Source organism: Pseudoalteromonas sp. SANK 73390 (assembly GCF_054966645.1).
On the sequence record NZ_ARPN01000053.1, the window covers coordinates 36,872 to 54,458 of the forward strand.

Annotated in this window: 13 protein-coding genes; 10 read left to right on the plus strand and 3 right to left on the minus strand. The window is 39.6% G+C overall.

All coding sequences use genetic code 11. The features are described 5' to 3' along the window. Positions 1–161: 161 nt before the first annotated feature. The gene (locus SANK73390_RS07060) at positions 162–1,433 is read left to right on the plus strand and encodes a Xaa-Pro dipeptidase (RefSeq protein ID WP_462764949.1); all 1,272 of its coding nucleotides are present in this window, start codon (positions 162–164) and stop codon (positions 1,431–1,433) included. Between the two features lie 45 nt (positions 1,434–1,478). On the opposite strand, the gene SANK73390_RS07065 is transcribed toward SANK73390_RS07060, so the two are convergent. Beyond that, positions 1,479–3,467 carry a S8 family serine peptidase gene (locus SANK73390_RS07065; RefSeq protein ID WP_462764951.1) on the minus strand — a complete coding sequence of 663 codons (1,989 nt, stop codon included), beginning with the start codon at positions 3,465–3,467 and terminating at the stop codon, positions 1,479–1,481. 442 nt (positions 3,468–3,909) lie between these two features. Here SANK73390_RS07065 and SANK73390_RS07070 point away from each other — a divergent pair, with 442 nt between their 5' ends. From SANK73390_RS07070 to SANK73390_RS07095, 6 genes are all read left to right on the plus strand, one after another. Further along, on the plus strand, positions 3,910–4,422 hold the full coding sequence (locus SANK73390_RS07070; protein ID WP_462764953.1) for a TIGR00645 family protein: 513 nt from the start codon (positions 3,910–3,912) through the stop codon (positions 4,420–4,422). 175 nt (positions 4,423–4,597) lie between these two features. Continuing rightward, complete coding sequence (locus SANK73390_RS07075) at positions 4,598–4,987, plus strand: hypothetical protein (protein ID WP_261592514.1); 390 nt, start codon at positions 4,598–4,600, stop codon at positions 4,985–4,987. A 134-nt stretch (positions 4,988–5,121) separates the two neighbouring features. Further along, positions 5,122–6,309 (plus strand): DUF1624 domain-containing protein, encoded by a 1,188-nt coding sequence (locus SANK73390_RS07080; protein ID WP_462764955.1) that lies wholly within the window; start codon positions 5,122–5,124, stop codon positions 6,307–6,309. Positions 6,310–6,489: 180 nt separating this feature from the next. Next, positions 6,490–8,178 carry a hemolysin D gene (locus SANK73390_RS07085; protein WP_462764957.1) on the plus strand — a complete coding sequence of 563 codons (1,689 nt, stop codon included), beginning with the start codon at positions 6,490–6,492 and terminating at the stop codon, positions 8,176–8,178. Between the two features lie 537 nt (positions 8,179–8,715). Beyond that, positions 8,716–10,974 carry a cytochrome c peroxidase gene (locus SANK73390_RS07090; RefSeq protein ID WP_462764960.1) on the plus strand — a complete coding sequence of 753 codons (2,259 nt, stop codon included), beginning with the start codon at positions 8,716–8,718 and terminating at the stop codon, positions 10,972–10,974. A gap of 342 nt (positions 10,975–11,316) precedes the next feature. Further along, complete coding sequence (locus SANK73390_RS07095) at positions 11,317–11,676, plus strand: RidA family protein (RefSeq protein WP_462764961.1); 360 nt, start codon at positions 11,317–11,319, stop codon at positions 11,674–11,676. Positions 11,677–11,738: 62 nt separating this feature from the next. On the opposite strand, the gene SANK73390_RS07100 is transcribed toward SANK73390_RS07095, so the two are convergent. Beyond that, a complete protein-coding gene (locus SANK73390_RS07100) occupies positions 11,739–12,245 on the minus strand; it encodes a hypothetical protein (protein ID WP_462764963.1) in 507 nt (168 codons plus the stop codon). Between the two features lie 205 nt (positions 12,246–12,450). Here SANK73390_RS07100 and SANK73390_RS07105 point away from each other — a divergent pair, with 205 nt between their 5' ends. After that, on the plus strand, positions 12,451–13,137 hold the full coding sequence (locus SANK73390_RS07105) for a substrate-binding periplasmic protein (RefSeq protein ID WP_462764965.1): 687 nt from the start codon (positions 12,451–12,453) through the stop codon (positions 13,135–13,137). A 33-nt stretch (positions 13,138–13,170) separates the two neighbouring features. Here SANK73390_RS07105 and SANK73390_RS07110 read toward each other — a convergent pair whose 3' ends face one another. After that, positions 13,171–13,839 carry a hypothetical protein gene (locus SANK73390_RS07110; RefSeq protein ID WP_462764967.1) on the minus strand — a complete coding sequence of 223 codons (669 nt, stop codon included), beginning with the start codon at positions 13,837–13,839 and terminating at the stop codon, positions 13,171–13,173. Between the two features lie 135 nt (positions 13,840–13,974). On the opposite strand from SANK73390_RS07110, the gene SANK73390_RS07115 reads away from it, so the two are divergent. Further along, positions 13,975–15,150 (plus strand): helix-turn-helix domain-containing protein, encoded by a 1,176-nt coding sequence (locus SANK73390_RS07115; RefSeq protein WP_462764969.1) that lies wholly within the window; start codon positions 13,975–13,977, stop codon positions 15,148–15,150. Between the two features lie 65 nt (positions 15,151–15,215). Next, on the plus strand, positions 15,216–17,549 hold the full coding sequence (locus SANK73390_RS07120; protein ID WP_462764971.1) for a TonB-dependent receptor: 2,334 nt from the start codon (positions 15,216–15,218) through the stop codon (positions 17,547–17,549). Positions 17,550–17,587 lie beyond the last annotated feature (38 nt).

Genomic DNA, 17,587 nt, shown 5'->3' on the forward strand with positions numbered 1-17,587 from the left:
ACCAGCGGGCACTTTATTAAAAAATATAGCCAAATACCATGATAAAATATCGGGCTGTTAACCTTACCCCAGTAAACATTGTTTTTGTCGCAAGCGACTCGCTACCTTGCTTTGAATGTCTAATACTCAGTTAACCAATAATAAGCAACAAATAATCACATATGAAAAATACTCTTTTAAATTCATTCGCCTCTTTATGTTTGTTCTCTAGTTTCGCATACGGACAAACTACCGTGCTCAATGCCGCCGCCTATATTGATGTAGAGTCAGGGAAGAGGATCACTAATCCAAGCCTGTTTATAGAAGATAACCGCATTATTAATATCGCTCAGCAAGGACAACTCGATGTGCCCAGTGATGCAATCGTCATTAATCTCGAAGGTAAAACACTCTTACCGGGATTAATGGATATGCACGTACACTTGACGAGCGACCCCGCCGATAATTTTTTGGCTGCAAAGAATTATTCTATACCTAGAAAAACAATCAAAGCAGTTAAAAATGCAAAAACCACTTTAATGGCAGGCTTTACGACTATTCGTAATTTAAGTGCACCTGGTTATAGCGTTATCGCAACGCGTGATGCAATCAATGCAGGTGAAGTAATCGGTCCTCGAATTTGGAGTGCCGGCTACGCAATTTCAATTACAGGAGGGCATTGTGATGATAACTTTAGCGCCCCTGAGAAAAAGTCAGTGGCAGGTGGCGTTGCAGATGGCCCTTGGGCTGTAAGGGCAAAAGTGCGTGAAAATATAAAATATGGTGCCAATACGATTAAAATATGTGCCACTGGTGGCGTATTCTCCAAAGGGACTAAAGTCGGGGTTCAACAATTTAGTGAACAAGAGCTAAAAGCAGCGGCTGAAGAAGCACACCTAAGAGGGCTTATCATTGCCGCGCATGCCCATGGTACCAATGGCATTAAGGCTGCTATTCGTGCCGGCATAGATAGCATCGAACATTGTAGTTTTATGGATGATGAAGCCATTGAGCTGGCAAAACAACATGGTACTTATCTATCGTGTGATATCTACAATACCGAATATACACTCGCCTTCGGTGAAGCCAATGGCGTGCCTGAAGAAAACATAAATAAAGAAAAGCTCGTTTCAAAAGCACAACGTGAAAGCTTTCGCCAAGCCGTCAAAGCAGGTTTAAACATGGTGTTTGGCTCTGATGCTGCAATTTACCCACACGGTGACAACGCTAAGCAATTCTCACGTATGGTCAAATTTGGTATGACACCGCTGCAAGCAATACAGTCAGCAACTATGAATAGCGCTGCATTACTAAAGCAACCTGAGCTGGGGGAAATCAAGACAGGCTACTTGGCTGATATCATCGCGGTAGATGATAACCCACTAACAAACATTTCTACATTAGAGCAGGTCAGCTTTGTGATGAAAGACGGTAAAGTTTATAAAAACCATTAATTACAAAAAGCCCGCAGCAGCGGGCTTTAGCTTTAATAGCTTGAATTAGTTACAAACACCTAAATCTGTCCACACTTTCCAATTATTGCCAATGTTAGAGTTTTGTGCCGGATTCTTATTTTTATGCCACCAGTTATTTTGGTATTTTTTACCCTGATAAGATACTAACGTACCTTTAGAGCGGTATGTCTTAGCAGCAGACCAGGCTTCAACACCTTGACAATCACTACCAACATTACCTTCTGTTACTGCGATAGTTTTAGTCGTAATGGCTGTTGCTGAACTATTGTCCGTTACCTCAAGTGATACTTGATAACTACCAGCTTGAGCAAACTGATGCGAAATTATTTTGCCTACATATGCTTGCCCATTGATACGCCATTCATAAGCGCTGATCTGACCATCTGAGTCACTGCTATTACTGGCATCAAACTGACAGCTTAAAACATCGCATGAAACACTAAATGCAGCCTGCGGTAATTGGTTTTGAACGTCTCCACCACACCCATTTGCAGTTAGATAATCAGAGGCTGCTTTAGCTTGTACCAAACCATAGCCAAACTTGTGATCACGCCCCGCATCCCCTAAATCTATCGCTGTTGCATTCAGTGCTTGGCGAATTTCAACATTGCTACATTGATTGTGATTGCTCCAAACAAGCGCAGCAACACCTGCAACATGAGGGCTTGCCATTGAGGTGCCTGACTTTTTATCATAATCAGAAATCGCTTCCAACTGTACATTAACTTGCTGGCCCAATAGTCCTTTTAATGTAGCACCATCTTGTCCTGACATACCTAACACCGGAATTGTCACACCATGGTTTTCATCATCACCAAGCGTACCTGAAAACGTTGTTGCCGCATTATTATATATAACCGCTGCGATACCACCGCCCGCTTGACAATTTTTTGCCTTTTCAGCAAATGTCACGCCTCCGCGTTCAATTAAACAAATACTGGCCGGTGCTGTACACTGCGCAAGCCCTTGCTCGCAGTCTACAAGTGATGCTGTTACGTTACCTTCAACCGAATGAGTCATGCCAGATGCTTCAAAGGCTTGATTCGATACACTCACGTTCGCGACAACACCAGTTCCTCTTGGAACAGTCGATAGTACATCTGTACCCGGTCCAGCAATTTCAACTTGTGCATTATATTGTGATGAATCGTTTTTCTGACGTTGCTCATTAATATTCGCAACCGACATAACACTGTCGTAACTGGCGGGGTAACTTAGCGAACTATCGCCATCATTACCTGCTGCTGCAATTACTAATACACCTTGGTCATAAGCTAAGTTCAAGCGCTCTTCTAAATATTGGCTTTTACCAGCTCCACCCAGACTCATATTGATAACATTCGCACCATTTTCAACACAATTGTCAACAGCTCGACCAATTCTTGAGTTATAGCCTTGCTTACCATTATCATCGAATACACGTACCGCATGAATGGCCACTTTGTCACTGGGTAAAACACCAAGTACGCCTTGGCTATTGTTGAGCGCTGCAATGCTACCCGCCACATGTGTGCCATGTCCTGAGCCATCGCGATACCACACACCGACTGCTGCATCGGCAAAACCGGTCGCATTTTGCGGTAAATCTGGATGACCGAGATCGTAACCTGAATCGATAATACACACTTTCATCAGGTCAGCATTGCTATCAGCAACCAAATTAGCTTGTACCTGAGCAATACCGTAGGGACTGACCTGAGTATTAGAGAATAACTGGTATTCAAAATCCTCTTCGATGTACTCAAATTGGCCTGAGCGCTTGAGTATTGAAGCTTGCTCATCGGTTAAGCTCACGGTTGAAATTTCTTCACTTAATGTCGCTGACAAAGTCTGTAACTTGTTGCTTTGAAAAACGCTTTGAACTTGGTTTGCGCGCATTCCATCAGAGAGCATATATGCTTTTAAGTTATTTTGTTTAATGATGTATGTTTTAGCCTCACTTGCCATGGCTGACATGCTGCTTGCGGTAAGTAACGATACGGCTAATGCGCTAAGGGCAAATTTTTGATTCATTATTATTTTTATCCTAAATGGCTTTTATTATTTTTTGTGTACACCATCCACTGTGCAAAATAGCTCCTGTGATAAATCGTTTTTCATGATGAAACCAACCTAATAGAGGTACAACCTATACAAATAAATTACAGAATGCAATATAAAATTAACTAAAATAAAACGAAAAATTCTTTAATGCGAAACAAAAAATGAGTTTTGATACTGTAAATGAAAAGTAATAAACACGCTTGCCATACTTGATCCATATAAACCCGATATAGCGCAATACTCAATTTGATAAAAACTTTAATCGTAACCATTGCTAATGGGAGAGCAAACGAGATTACAATAAAAATCACGAGCAATAGTGGTGTTAATTTAGGCTCAGACAAAATACTTCTATTCTTTTGTGGTTTTTTCTGCAACCATTTCGAGTAGCTAAAAATACACTGAGAACACAATGAAGGAAAAAATTGAAACACACTTTGAAAAGCTAATATTTTCGGGACGATGGCTTTTAGCCCCCCTTTTCTTCGGCTTATTCGTGGCTGTATTGCTGTTGTTAGTCAAGTTTTTTAAATTATTGGGTGTAATGGTGGTCAACACACTGAATGCCACTAATGGGCAAATGTTAATTAACATTTTAACTTTGGTCGATACGGCTTTATTAGCAGGACTATTGCTGATCATCATCTTCAGTGGTTATGAAACCTTCGTATCAAAATTAAATATAGAGCAACATGAAGATCGCCCTTTGTGGATGGGTAAAATAGGCTTTTCAGGACTAAAAATAAAGTTAATAAGCGCCATTGTTGCAATATCGACAATAGAATTATTTAAAGTATTTCTTGATTGGCGCAACTTCACTGAAGAGCAACTATTTTGGAAAGTCGCAATACATATGACATTTGTTGCTTCAAGCATACTCTTTTCGATTACTGACTATATCAATAGTAAAACACAGCACCATTGATCAAAACCGCAAGTGAGTATTAAAATATACTGCTTGCGGCACTTATCCCATGCCCATGTCTTAACCTCGCCCTTTTATATTTTTGTAAAAACAACAATTTACTTGTATTGCAACCTTGCTTGCTTATACCGCATTTGCTAATACTAATGCATAGCCATTAATAAGTACGCAGTTAATGACATCAACAGCGCATGCAAACCCGTTTTCATATTCCTTGGATATCTATCACACGCTTGGCTACATACATGTCGTGGCCAAAGGATGCGGTTCCAAAGATGACATTGCTAACATGTACCAAACGATTAAAAAAACAGCAGACACAACAAAGCTCAACAAACTGTTGCTCAATGTGACTGAATTAACGTTGGGATATAGCGGCAGTGACGTGCTCAAAGTACTTAACGTTATTAAGCAGCTTTTTAGTCATATGTATATAGCCAGAGTTGTAGACCCTGCCGACTTCAAAAGTGATTTGATAGAAACTTTTGCTCAAAAACACACGATGAATATCAAGAGTTTTTTCAATGAAAACGTAGCCTATGATTGGCTCGTCAACAAACCTTAAGCCCATTTAGATAGCCATGAAATTTACAAATACTTTACATGAAAAGTATTTGTTCCTATGCTTAGCGCTTAATGGATATCGTACAACCTTCACCCAATTGAGGTGTGAAAGGAACTCGACTAAGGTAAACATCTATGTCTTATGCGTTAACGCAGCAATTATCTTCTAGATTAACATCCATCGATATTTTAAGAGGACTTATCATCGTATTAATGGCCCTTGATCATACTCGAGGTTTTTGGGGCGTTACGCTATTTTCACCAACAGATCTAGAATACACCCATTGGACATGGTTTTTCACCCGCTGGATCACCCATTTTTGCGCCCCACTTTTTGTATTTTTAACGGGCATAAGTGCTTTTTTATATGGTCAAAAAGTGCAAAATAAAACCAAATTATGTCACTTTCTATTAAGCCGAGGCGTTTGGCTTATTTTATTAGAAGTGTTAGTGATAACACCAAGCTGGCAAGGACACTACGACACTATCATATTACAAGTTATTTGGGTCATCGGCTGGTCAATGGTGTTGTTATCTGCACTTATTTACTTGCAGCCAAAATGGATACTCACCTTAACTGTGCCTATTTTGCTTATACACAACGCATTTGATGATATAGAAATGACACAAATACTAGTCAATTTTGAGTGGCTTTGGACACTTTTACACAGCCCTGGCGCGATTAACTTATACAACAATACACTTAATATCTACGTTGCGTATCCATTAATCCCATGGTTTAGTGTGATGGCACTTGGTTATGTATTAGGTCAAGCTTACTTATGGCCACAAACAATGCGAATAAAATACCTTACTCGATTGGGTTTGTGCTTTACCATGGTTTTTATTTTGCTAAGAGCATCGAATATTTATGGCGACCCCACCCTTTTTAATCCACAAGGTAGTGCCATTACATCCATACTCTCATTTTTAGATACTCACAAATACCCCCCTTCTCTACAATACTTACTAATGACGCTTGGTCCTGGTTTAGTACTATTGGCACAACTGGAAAAAATGACTGATAAGGCGCGTTTATACCCAACTCTAGCATGGCTTAAAGTCTTTGGTGCCGTGCCCTTATTCTTTTATTTAATTCATGTTCCTATCATAAATGGTTGTGCTCAACTATATACTTGGCTCAAATACGGTGAGCCCATCAATATGTTTTTTGATTCATCAAAATTACCACCAGACTATGAGGCTAGTTTAATTTTGACTGTAGCAGTGTGGTTGATACTGCTTATTGCTTTGTATGTACCCTGTAAACGTTATGCTCAGTTAAAACGCAGCTCTAAAAGCGTTCTTTTAAGTTATTTATAAACCTTACAATAGTAAAAAATAGAATAACCCAAAAATGAACGTAGTACTTATCGTTACAGAAGTAACCAAAAGAGACCAATAGTAAAAAATTTGTAATATTAATTTAATTCAATTAGTGTTCCCCGAACAAACATTCACTGAATGTTTATTTCCAGAAAAATAACTAACACGGGAAAATACATGAAAAAAACGAGTCTTTGCCTACTGATGGCATTTGCAACTTCAACCAACAGCATTGCTTTTACTCAACTTGGCGGCAGCGGTACTATTCCAATGGGTCATGAATGGCTAACTCGCACGGCAGCATTAGAAATATTAGATGCCGAGCACATAATTTCGCCAGATCCGAACGACCCTCGCCCAACATGGCAAAATGGTTTAGCTAAAAATATCGATTTAAGCACTGCCTATACAGAAATTGAACGCATTAGCGCACATACCAATAACAATATTCACTATCAACCACGCTTTGATAACATTTACGCCGCAATTGTAGGTGAACGCTGGGTTGATATAGCTGGATTCAACGTTTCAAGTGCCAGCACAGATCCAACCGGACCAAACTGTTTTGGCGCAATTTCACAAGAACCTGCAGATTTGCAACAAGATCACTTTATGCGTCGTTATGATGACGTAGCAGGTCAAGGTGGAGTAGATGCAGCGCGCCGAGGCCAGCAGCGCTTTATTACACACTTTGTTAATGCAGCTATGGCGCAAAATAAACGTATTAAAGTGTGGGATGGGGGGGGTTATTCAGTACAAGCTGAAGTGGATCACAACTACTTTTTATTTGGCCGAGCGGTTCATTTATTCCAAGACTCCTTTAGCCCAGAACATACTGTAAGGTTACCAAGTGATAACTTTGAAAAAATCTGGCAAGTTAAAGCATACTTATGCTCTGAAGGTGCAGAACAGCATAGCCACGATACCAAGGACGTACTTAACTTCAGTAGTGGTGATGTGATTTGGCATGAAGATACTCGATTAGATTCAACGTGGAATAGTTATAAGCCTAGCAGCATGAAACCCGTTGCATTAGTGGCATTAGAAGCGAGTAAAGATCTGTGGGCGGCGTTTATTCGCACTATGGCGGTTCACCTAGAGCAAAGAGAACAAGTAGCACGCCTAGAAGCGCAAACATTGGTCGATAACTGGCTGTCATTTGATGAACAAGCCATGCTCAATTGGTATGTCAACCAACAACATCGTGATCATACTTATGTGCTAGCCCCTAATGAAACAGGCATAGGTAAAACATTAGCTGAGTGCATGTTGGCACTAAATGTAGGTACTGATAATCAACTTGAGCGCGTAGCACAATTAGATGCAGAACGACGCCAGTGTTTATACAACATAGAAGCAGAGCCTGGTTACGAGGACTTATACGACCCATATATGAGTATGCCATATAACTGGCGCTGGAAATCACTCACATGGAAAACCCCACCAAATGACTGGCAAGCGCCAAAGCAATCTGCAGACATCGGTCAAATCATTACCGTAAAGTCGGCCTTAAATACTCAACCAGTAAAAGCCGAAGATGGCTTATACAATGACGCAAAACTAGTCGCTAATTCAGGTAATGCCACAGAGTTTATTAAAGTACCAACTCAAGACGGGGCGTTTTATTTAAGAAGTAAACTAAACGCAAACTTATTCTTTGGTTACAGTACTCGCTCATCTGGATATGCCAAATTAGTAAACTCACCGGATAAAGCAACCTATCAATTCATTTACCAAGGTGGCGTTTGGAATATAAAAAACACCTACTGGCAGCAATATATGTGGCTCAATAATGATACCAATGGTATTCATTTAAACCGCCATGGTGATGCAAGTAGCACATCAGCAAAGTGGATTATTGAATAACCTTTTTTAGGGTCAACGAAAACACGTTGACCCTATGCGTATTTGTCACTTGTTCTAAAATAAAAACCAAGCCAACATTCCCAGAAATATTACCTACCCGAATAGCCTTAAAGATATTGGATAGCACTAACTCAGCAATAAATACGCCCTTTCATCTATATAGATTACAACTAAAGCTCTCTCATTATTGTAATACCGATTGCATCACATAAATGGTCAAATATTTCGACAGATAAATGACTTAGGAAATACTGCTCGAGCATAACTTAAAGTCAAACCAGCTAGACTAAAATGCTTTTTAATCAACACGATTCATCTAACCCATAGTATGCGCTTAAATAACCAAACCCAGAAAGTTAACTTGAAATTAACTAAAACCATAACTAATGCAATAACCAGAACAAACAAAACATAAAATAACAATAAAAACAAATGATTATAGAAATTACGTTGGATTTTAATTTTAAATTTTGCAAATAAAAAGTTAATGATGTAAGTTTTAAAAATGAGAATTATCTCACTTCAAAGGAACTTAACATGATAAACAAAACTAGAGGGATTGCTTTGCTTGCAAGCTTTTGTGTATTTACTCTTAATGCACTTGCTAATGCAGCCCACTCCCAAAACAATAATAACAATGACAACTTGGATGACAAACTTGCTGAATTGATTGAACAACATGAACTAACTGGGGATCTCACCTCAAATGCGGATATCCCATCGGTAAATGACCCAAAAGTAAAACTTGGTAAGCTATTGTTTTTCTCTAAAGCGCTCAGCGGCAATAAAGATGTCGCCTGTGCAAGCTGTCACCACCCTTACTTAGGTGGTGGGGATGGCCTTGCATTACCAGTGGGCACACTGGCAAAAAAGGCTGATACGATAGGACCAGGTAGAGAAACCGTGACTGGCAAGTTTTATGTGCCTCGCAACTCACCCACCATCTTTAACGCATGGACTGAAAAACGCAGCTTATTTCGTGACGCCAGGGTTGAGTTTTTAGACTGGCTGGCACCGGAAAAAGGGATCAGCACAGCCGATGTACCGTATGGACAATCCGACCCAAATGCTGGTGACAGCTTACTTGCCGCTCAATCTCGCTTTCCTGTTGTCACCGATGGTGAAATGCGTGGCTTTAACTTCATGCCAGACCAACCTAACGAAGCTGTAAGAGCACACCTTGCAGCTCGAATAGGAGATTATGGCAGTGCACAAGGTGAGTTATTTAAAAACCATTGGCGAGAATTATTTGAAGATGTGTATGGACAAACCAATGAGCCTGATGAGGAGTTGGTAACCTACAATAACATTATGAAGGCGATTGCCGCTTATCAACAATCAATGAACTTTACTGAAAATCCTTGGTTTGACTACATCAAAGGTAATAAGTCGGCCATTACAGAGTCTCAAAAACGCGGGGCTTATTTATATCTTTACCTGCCCCCTCCTCCTTCTGATGGTGGGGAGCCACCAAGCTTTATCCCAACTCAGTGTATTGGTTGTCACAATACGGATAGCTTTACCCAAACCAAGGTATCTAATTATCACCGCCTTTCGTTTCCCCAAATTGGTCCAGGTACTGGCGCTGGAACGACAAAAACCAATGATTTAGGACGCACGCATAGAAATAATAGTGAAGCAGATATTTTTAGCTTTCGCTCTGGCACCTTGTTAAATATTGAAGTCACTGCCCCATACGGTCATGCGGGCAATTACGACACCCTTGAACAAGTCATGGATCATTACAATGACTACCGAGCAACACTTCGCAATTATTTTGATAACAAACGTTGGTGCGAGCAAGCGCAATTTAAACACCGCAATGACTGTGAATCACTCTTTGCTGATGCTGAAATAAACACCGAAGAAGCCGCTAAAATAATCGATGATGAAATAGCGGATGGTGCTCCTGTACTTGTTCCTCTTGAACTGTCGGAGCAAGACATCACTGATATTGTGAACTTTATGAAAGCACTGACCGACCCTTGCGTTAAAAGTGCTGAATGTTTACAAGCTTGGCTACCACAACCGCATGAAGGTGACCCTGATGGCTTACAGTTAAGGGCTAAAAATAACTTGGGAGTGCCATTATATTTACCAACCAATTGCCAAGATGGTGACACTGTGAGCTCAGAGGACCAATTGCACCTTGATCAAAGTGCATGTATCAGTGGCAAAGTGCAGTACTTCAAAGTGCAGGTAGATAACGATAACACCACACTCTATTTTAGCACTCAAGATGCACAAACCACGACTAAATTGCTGTATAGCGCACATCATTGGGCAACGCCTGAGAATGTACAAGTAAGCTCAAAACAAGTTAAACAAGAACAAGTACTAACGGTTACGGTTAATAAAGGCATTCACTACCTCAGTGTACTCGATAGCCATCAATATCAAAGTATGATGATTGCTGCCAGCTTTGACAGTGCCCAACGAGAGTCAAGTGAGCAACCAAAACCAATTGCTAATCAATGCTTAACAACCCCCAGCATACAATATGGTCAGCTATTTGATGAACAACCAGCCTGTGTTGGCTCCGGTGAAGCACACTTTTATATCAAAGTGAGCAAGCCAAACAGCCAAATTGAGATCCGTACCCAGCATGGTTCCGGCAATAGCGATATCTTTACTGGACAATTTTGGCCAAGTCGCCACATGTATGACTTTACCTCTCAACTAAGCAACAATAGCGAATATCTTCGTTTAGATGGCCTGCAGACAGGTTGGTATTTTATCAGTGTACTGGGTGATGGCAGTAATTATGGCACCACCATAGAAGTAGATATTAAGTAGTTAAACTCAGGTTTAGATAAGCGCTTTAAAATAGAAAGTACTTTGTAACTCACGTTACTTGCTATCCACAACTAAAACGAGTTATACCAATTACATTAAATAAATAGCTTATTAGCTAGACAAAAATTTCGCTATGTCGTTATTCTACATAAGTCATTTTTAACGCGGTTAATGAGTCATTTAGCTCGCTAAAATGACTCATGTTTTAAGAAAATTGGTATGCTACCTTAGCAATCAAAAAAAACTAGGTGATACATTCTGCTTAACACATACAGCTGCGCTATCATGCTAAGCAGAATGTATCACCTAGCGTTAAAACGACGCTTTCTAAAGGACAACTTTATGACTATTACACGCCAACACACTAACCAACGTATGAGCCGTATTGTAACCCACAACAATACTATCTATTTGTGCGGTCAGGTATGCAGCGATGCCTCACAGGATATTACAGAACAAACTCATACAATGCTCGCTAAGGTAGATGACTTACTTGCTCAAGCAAACAGCGACAAATATCACCTGCTCAGTGCAACGGTGTATATCAGTGATATGCAATATTTTGCAAAAATGAATGACGTATGGGATGCGTGGGTGCCTGAAGGCTACGCTCCTGCAAGAGCATGTGTGCAAGCGGCTATGGCTCGACCTGAGTTATTAGTTGAAGTATCAATTGTTGCAGCTGTAAAAAATAGCAAATAAATCGCATTATGCATTGTTAATTAACAACCTCTAACTTGGCAGTGCAAGGTACGGCATTATCGCTATCTTCGCTGCTCACGCTCTAAGCGCTTACCTTCTTCTTCTATCATGTGATACATATTTGCTTTTATTTGCGCTTCTTGTGCTTTAAATTCACCTAGCTGCTGCTCAAGCGCATCTATTTGGGCTTGCTCACTAGTATCTTGGTACTCTTGAGCACCAATATGCAGGTTAGATATTTGGACAACTTGGGTTTCACTTTGATATTCAGAATTAAGACGTAATCCCCTTTGTATAGGAGAGGTTTTTAACTTATTTATCTGTTCTTGAAGCCGCTCTATTTGCGCTTTGATTACTCCTAAAGCTTCTTCTAGGTTTTCATAATCTGCTTTGAATGCTGGATTGCTTTTCTTATATCCACTTGCAATTTCATCCCACTTTTTGGTGAGTACAGCTTCCTTTGCCTGCTCTGAAGTTTGCTCATTTTCATTGTCACTTTTAACTTTCTTGTTGAAAAAAAGCTCACTATTTTTTGTAGTAAAATTAGGTGCATAAGTACTTACTTTCATTTTCTATCCTTAGAAGGTTGTTAACTGCTTTATAACGGCAAAGTGGCAGAAAGCTTTAGTCTCAATTTAGGCACGCATTTTATTTCCCCCTAATTAAAAATCTAAATGTAATCAGCCTATACTCATTGATACCTCAGATGCGATTTTATTACCTACATTGAAAGTATTTTGCTCCCTAGTATGGGCTTGGTTATTGTTATTGTGCATGCATTCACCTGTAGCAGGCGGCCAATCGGTGCCACTTATACCCATTACTCTGGCTACTACCAATGATCCAAGAACACCGCTATATCAAAAAACCACTCAAGTTTTAAACGCGGCATTGACTGAATTAGGGTTTGCACTCACGGTTGTCACACTTCCTAACAAACGAAGTTTAAGCTGGGCAAACTTGGGAAAAGTTGATGGCGAGCTATTTCGCATTAGTAACTTAGACTTGGCTAAACTACCCAACCTTGAGCAAGTGACTGAAGCAATAGCCATTGTAGATCAGTCTGTCATCGGCAAAGAACATATCATTGTGAATGGCTGGCAAAGCATGCAAAGTTACACTATTGCCTATGAGCGTGGTACGGTATTTTTAGACAAAAATCAGGCCCGTTTTAAAGGCGTAATTTTAGTTGATGATTTTCATCAAGCAATACAGTTAATCAGTATGGGTAGAGCTGATATTACAGTAACCAGTCATGCAACCGCAAATAGATTGCTGAGCTTATCGCCTGTAATATTTTCAGATATAAAAATTCATACCCCGCCATTAGTTAAGATTAAATTACACACTTATATCAATAAAACTCGCCACCCCAACCTTGCTAAAAAACTGACTCAAATATTACATACGATGAAACAAGACGGGCGTTACCAACAGTTAAACAAAATAAAATCACCATGACCAAAAGAGTTAGCAAGCACTAACTTCTATTTATTACCCTGTTTTTAAGTTCAATACTAAACCCCGGCTACGAGCTAACCAATAAAACATAATAAGCAAAATAATTAAATCGGCATATTCAACCAGTGCAAAGCTGCGAATTTCCTCAGGAAAACTTTGTAAGCCTTGAGCAACAAACGACCCAACAGCAATGAACAAAGCAAAACACATGCGCCAAATATGACGAGTTAAACATGCGATACGACTAAGATCACCAACTACCATGTAGCGTATATCTGATAGCCCGCAAATAACCGCCAATATACCAAACATAATAAAAGGCTCAACAGTAAAGCCTTGATAAGGGCTTGTATCGGATTGCAGTGTCCAGTAAGCACAAACTAGGCTATAAATTCCCACGCATAAACATGCTATCATTAGAGTGATATTCACTTTACAACGTCTATGATTGGCAAATTTGAATACGCCTACTCCAGATATCACTAAATAGAGGGTGAACAGACCTGCAATAACTGAAATATCCATTGGCTTGAAATAGGCAACTATCACTCCCGAGATCCCCATTAAAACCATAGTAACAACAAACCAATTACCTGCGGTAATATGCTTACGCTTTCCTTTTTCAGTAAATAGCGCTATATATCCTGCAACAACAGCGAATGCGCCAAAAGTGATATGAATATATAAAATAGCTGAGTGCAACAAGCTAGCTCCTAAAACATTAATTTAAACTAGCAACATGATAAGCTGGCAAAGTACTTAGGTCGTCCATGCCACGTAGCAAGGACAACAAAAGATAGAATAAAAAATAAAACCCTAAATTTCAAAGATATAAAAATGAACATTAATGCAGACAATTTGTTTGAGATACTTTTTTCAGGCCTGTCACTGGGTGTTGGTGGCTTTGTGATCCATTCAATTGCAGTAAAATTAAAACAACAAGCGTTTTACATTCCACTGATTATCTTGCTTATTAGCCTTACCTTAATAAGTTCATCTGGCATTGTGTTCTTTGCTTTTGAACAGTATGTATTAACTTATATCGCTTTATTGGCACCTTGCTTTTTAGTCTTATCGCCTAGCCTATGGCTTTATACATGCGCACTTGTTGCCGACGAGCAATGGCAATTCAAAGCTGTATATATCAAACATTATGTGCCTGCACTCATTAGCTTAATACTCAGTATTACTTTATTACTAGCACCGGTTTCTGAAACACAGGACATGTTCTTTAGTAATAATGCTGTACCTAGTACCCTACTTACACTATTTATCAGCATTGCCATCATGAGCGCATTAGCGGTGTGGTTTATACAAACCATTTACTACCTTTATCACTTAGTAGCGCTAACAATTAAGTATCATAAACAGCTTAAAAACATCTTCAGTGACTTAACACATAAAAAAATTAAATGGCTGATTTACATTACTATATTATTAGTTATTAACGGACTCTGGGGTAGTTTATCAATACTGCTCGACAGCAGTCACATACGCATTTTTGAGCCTCACTGGGGGCAAGCGCTGAGCTTAATTACAATTTGGGGGCTGGGCTTTTTTGGTCTACAACAACAACCTGGCTATGTAACTACTTATAGTGCTGCCAAGTCAAAAGGAGTTAATAAACAAAAACCTGCTGACGTAGCGCCATATCAGCGCTCAGCATTGTCTGACAAAAATGCCAATAAGATTGCAGATAAGATAAAACATGCATTAGAGCACGAACAGGTTTATTTAGACCCACATTTAAACCTATTTAAATTAGCAAAACATTTAAATGAACCCAGCCAATATGTATCGCAAACACTTAGCCAAGTAATGCAAACGTCATTTTTTGAATGTATAAATCATGCCCGAATAGAAGCAGCTAAAGTTAAATTACTCGAAGGTCAAAGTAATGTATTAGAAATTGCAATGTCGGTTGGGTTTAACGCCCGATCTTCTTTTTATAAAGCATTTAAAAACGTGACAGGGCAAACACCTAGTCAGTTTCAAAAAAAACATAGTCCATAGTTCGTCAGCGATGTTCAATAACAACTATACTTGCCGAATAGGGCAATAAAAATAAGGGTACAGTCATGCGATTCAACGCACGTGTCGGTCAAATATTTGGCTGGTTCATGCTCGCGCTGCTTGCAATTGAGAGTGCAAATGCCCGTAGCGATGTTGATTTGTTTTCCCTTGATATAACCGAGCTACTTAACGTCACTGTTGAAGCAAGAAAAGTTGAAGAGAACTTACAAAATACGCCGATTTCAGTGTCTGTTATGTCGGGCGAATTTTTAGAACAGCGCGCTTTAGATAACTTAGTAGATGCCGCTGACTTTATTCCAAATATTACTATCACCACCGTAGGAGAAAACTCAGGTTGCACACACTGTGCAGGAATAACAATACGGGGAGTCGGTCAAGTCGACCCGATTCCCACCACCGATCCCAGCGTTGGTTTATATATTGATGGTGTTTATCATGCACGATCCGCAGGCTCAATCATTAATTTTTTAGACATTGACAGGGTAGAAGTTCTTAGAGGCCCACAAGGTACTTTGTATGGCAAAAATTCCATAGGCGGTGCTATTAATGTGCTAACTAATAAAGTGAGTGACAAACAAGATATCAGCGCCAATGTCACCATGGGTGAGTATAATCGACTCGATACTTCGTTATTAATTAACTTGCCCCTAAATAATAAATGGGCAACACGCATAGCAGTTGCTAAATTCACTGAAGATGGGTTTGTGAAACGTTTAAATGGCGAGCTTGAAGGCGGTCAAGATGAGTTAGGTTTATTGGCAAAGCTAAGATATAAACACTCCAATAAATTGAATATTGAACTAAGTATAGATAGGCAACTGCAACATAATGGTACTGCTGCGTCAGTACTGAGCAAAAAAAATGATGATGCGAGTCTTATCTCACTTTTTAACTCAATCGCTAACGATACCTCTGCGATTAATACTCTCCCCCCTCTACAAATTTTTGATGACCCCTTTTTAAGTGCAGCCACGACAGAAAATGAAAATAGACTCAATCAAACTGGCTATCGCAGCACCATTGAGTGGGAATTCACTGATAAGCTGCACCTTAAAACTATTGCTAGTTACCGCTCATTAGATGCGACTTATGGTCGTGATTTTGATAATAACCCCGTTAATATTGGCTTCACCCACGATGAACAAACACAACGCCAACGCACTCTAGAATTTAATTTATCCAGCAACCAAAACGATGACTTCAAATGGTTATTGGGGCTGTTTACTATTGATGAACGTATTAGCTATGACTTTCGGTTTGTCTTTCTAGAAGGGCTATTTTTAGGGCTAGAGACACTCCCAGCCCCTATGGATGGCTCTTCACTATCTAGTCCAACAAGCATAGGTGGGCCAAACAATCCTTTAAATATAGGGCTTGATTTAGATAATACGTTTAATAACAAGGTAGATAATCAAAGCCTGGCGTTATTTGCCCACACAAATTATCGATTAGCCCCTAAATGGACACTCACTACAGGCGGAAGATTAACTTGGGAAAATAAGAAACAACAAGTTGTCACGCATCTAAATGTGGCTAATATTATTACAATTAACCGCACCGATCAAAGTCCAGAAGGTGCTATTGAAAAAAGTTGGCGTGTATTCTCACCTTTGCTGGGGATACAATATAATCAGTCCGTCGATTCAATGATATTCTTCAATGCATCAAGAGGATTCAAGTCAGGTGGTTTTAATGGTGTTGCTAACACTACTGTGTCTGCGCGCCCTTTTGAACCAGAATACCTAACGTCTTTTGAGTTAGGTATGCGTTCACAGTGGTTTGATAATCAATTACGTATTAACAGTACTGCCTTTTTAATTAAACATAAAGATATGCAATTACGAGGCGGGGAGTCAGATGAAAATTCTGGCGTTGAAATTTTTACCGATAACGTCGGTAATACAAGCACTAAAGGAATGGAGCTGGAAGTCGAAGCCCAGATTAGCGCCTCAATTAATGTAACTACCAGTATGTCATACACAGATGCTAAGTTTACCGACGTTGGCACAGCAACTGAAGTCACCACTGATAGCAAGCTTATCAAAACACCGCGTTGGACCGCTGCAATAAGTATAAAAAAAGATTGGCAACTTAATAAAGATAAATTGCTAACCACCAGACTTAGCTGGGCGTATCGAGATGAAGTGTATAATGATGTATTCAACAATGCGCATGCTAAACAAACCTCTATTTCGCTGCTCAATTTTTATCTTCAATATCCTATTAATAAACAGCTTAACGTCAGTGCTTTTGTGACCAATTTAACAGACGAGTACCATGTCATTGGTGCAAATGATTTTACGAGCGCATTTGGTGTTGCCGAATATTATTTAGCCCCCCCGCGCCAAGCAGGCTTGTCATTGAGTTATCAATTTTAAGAATTAGTAAATTTTTATTTCTCAAGATACTATCTACA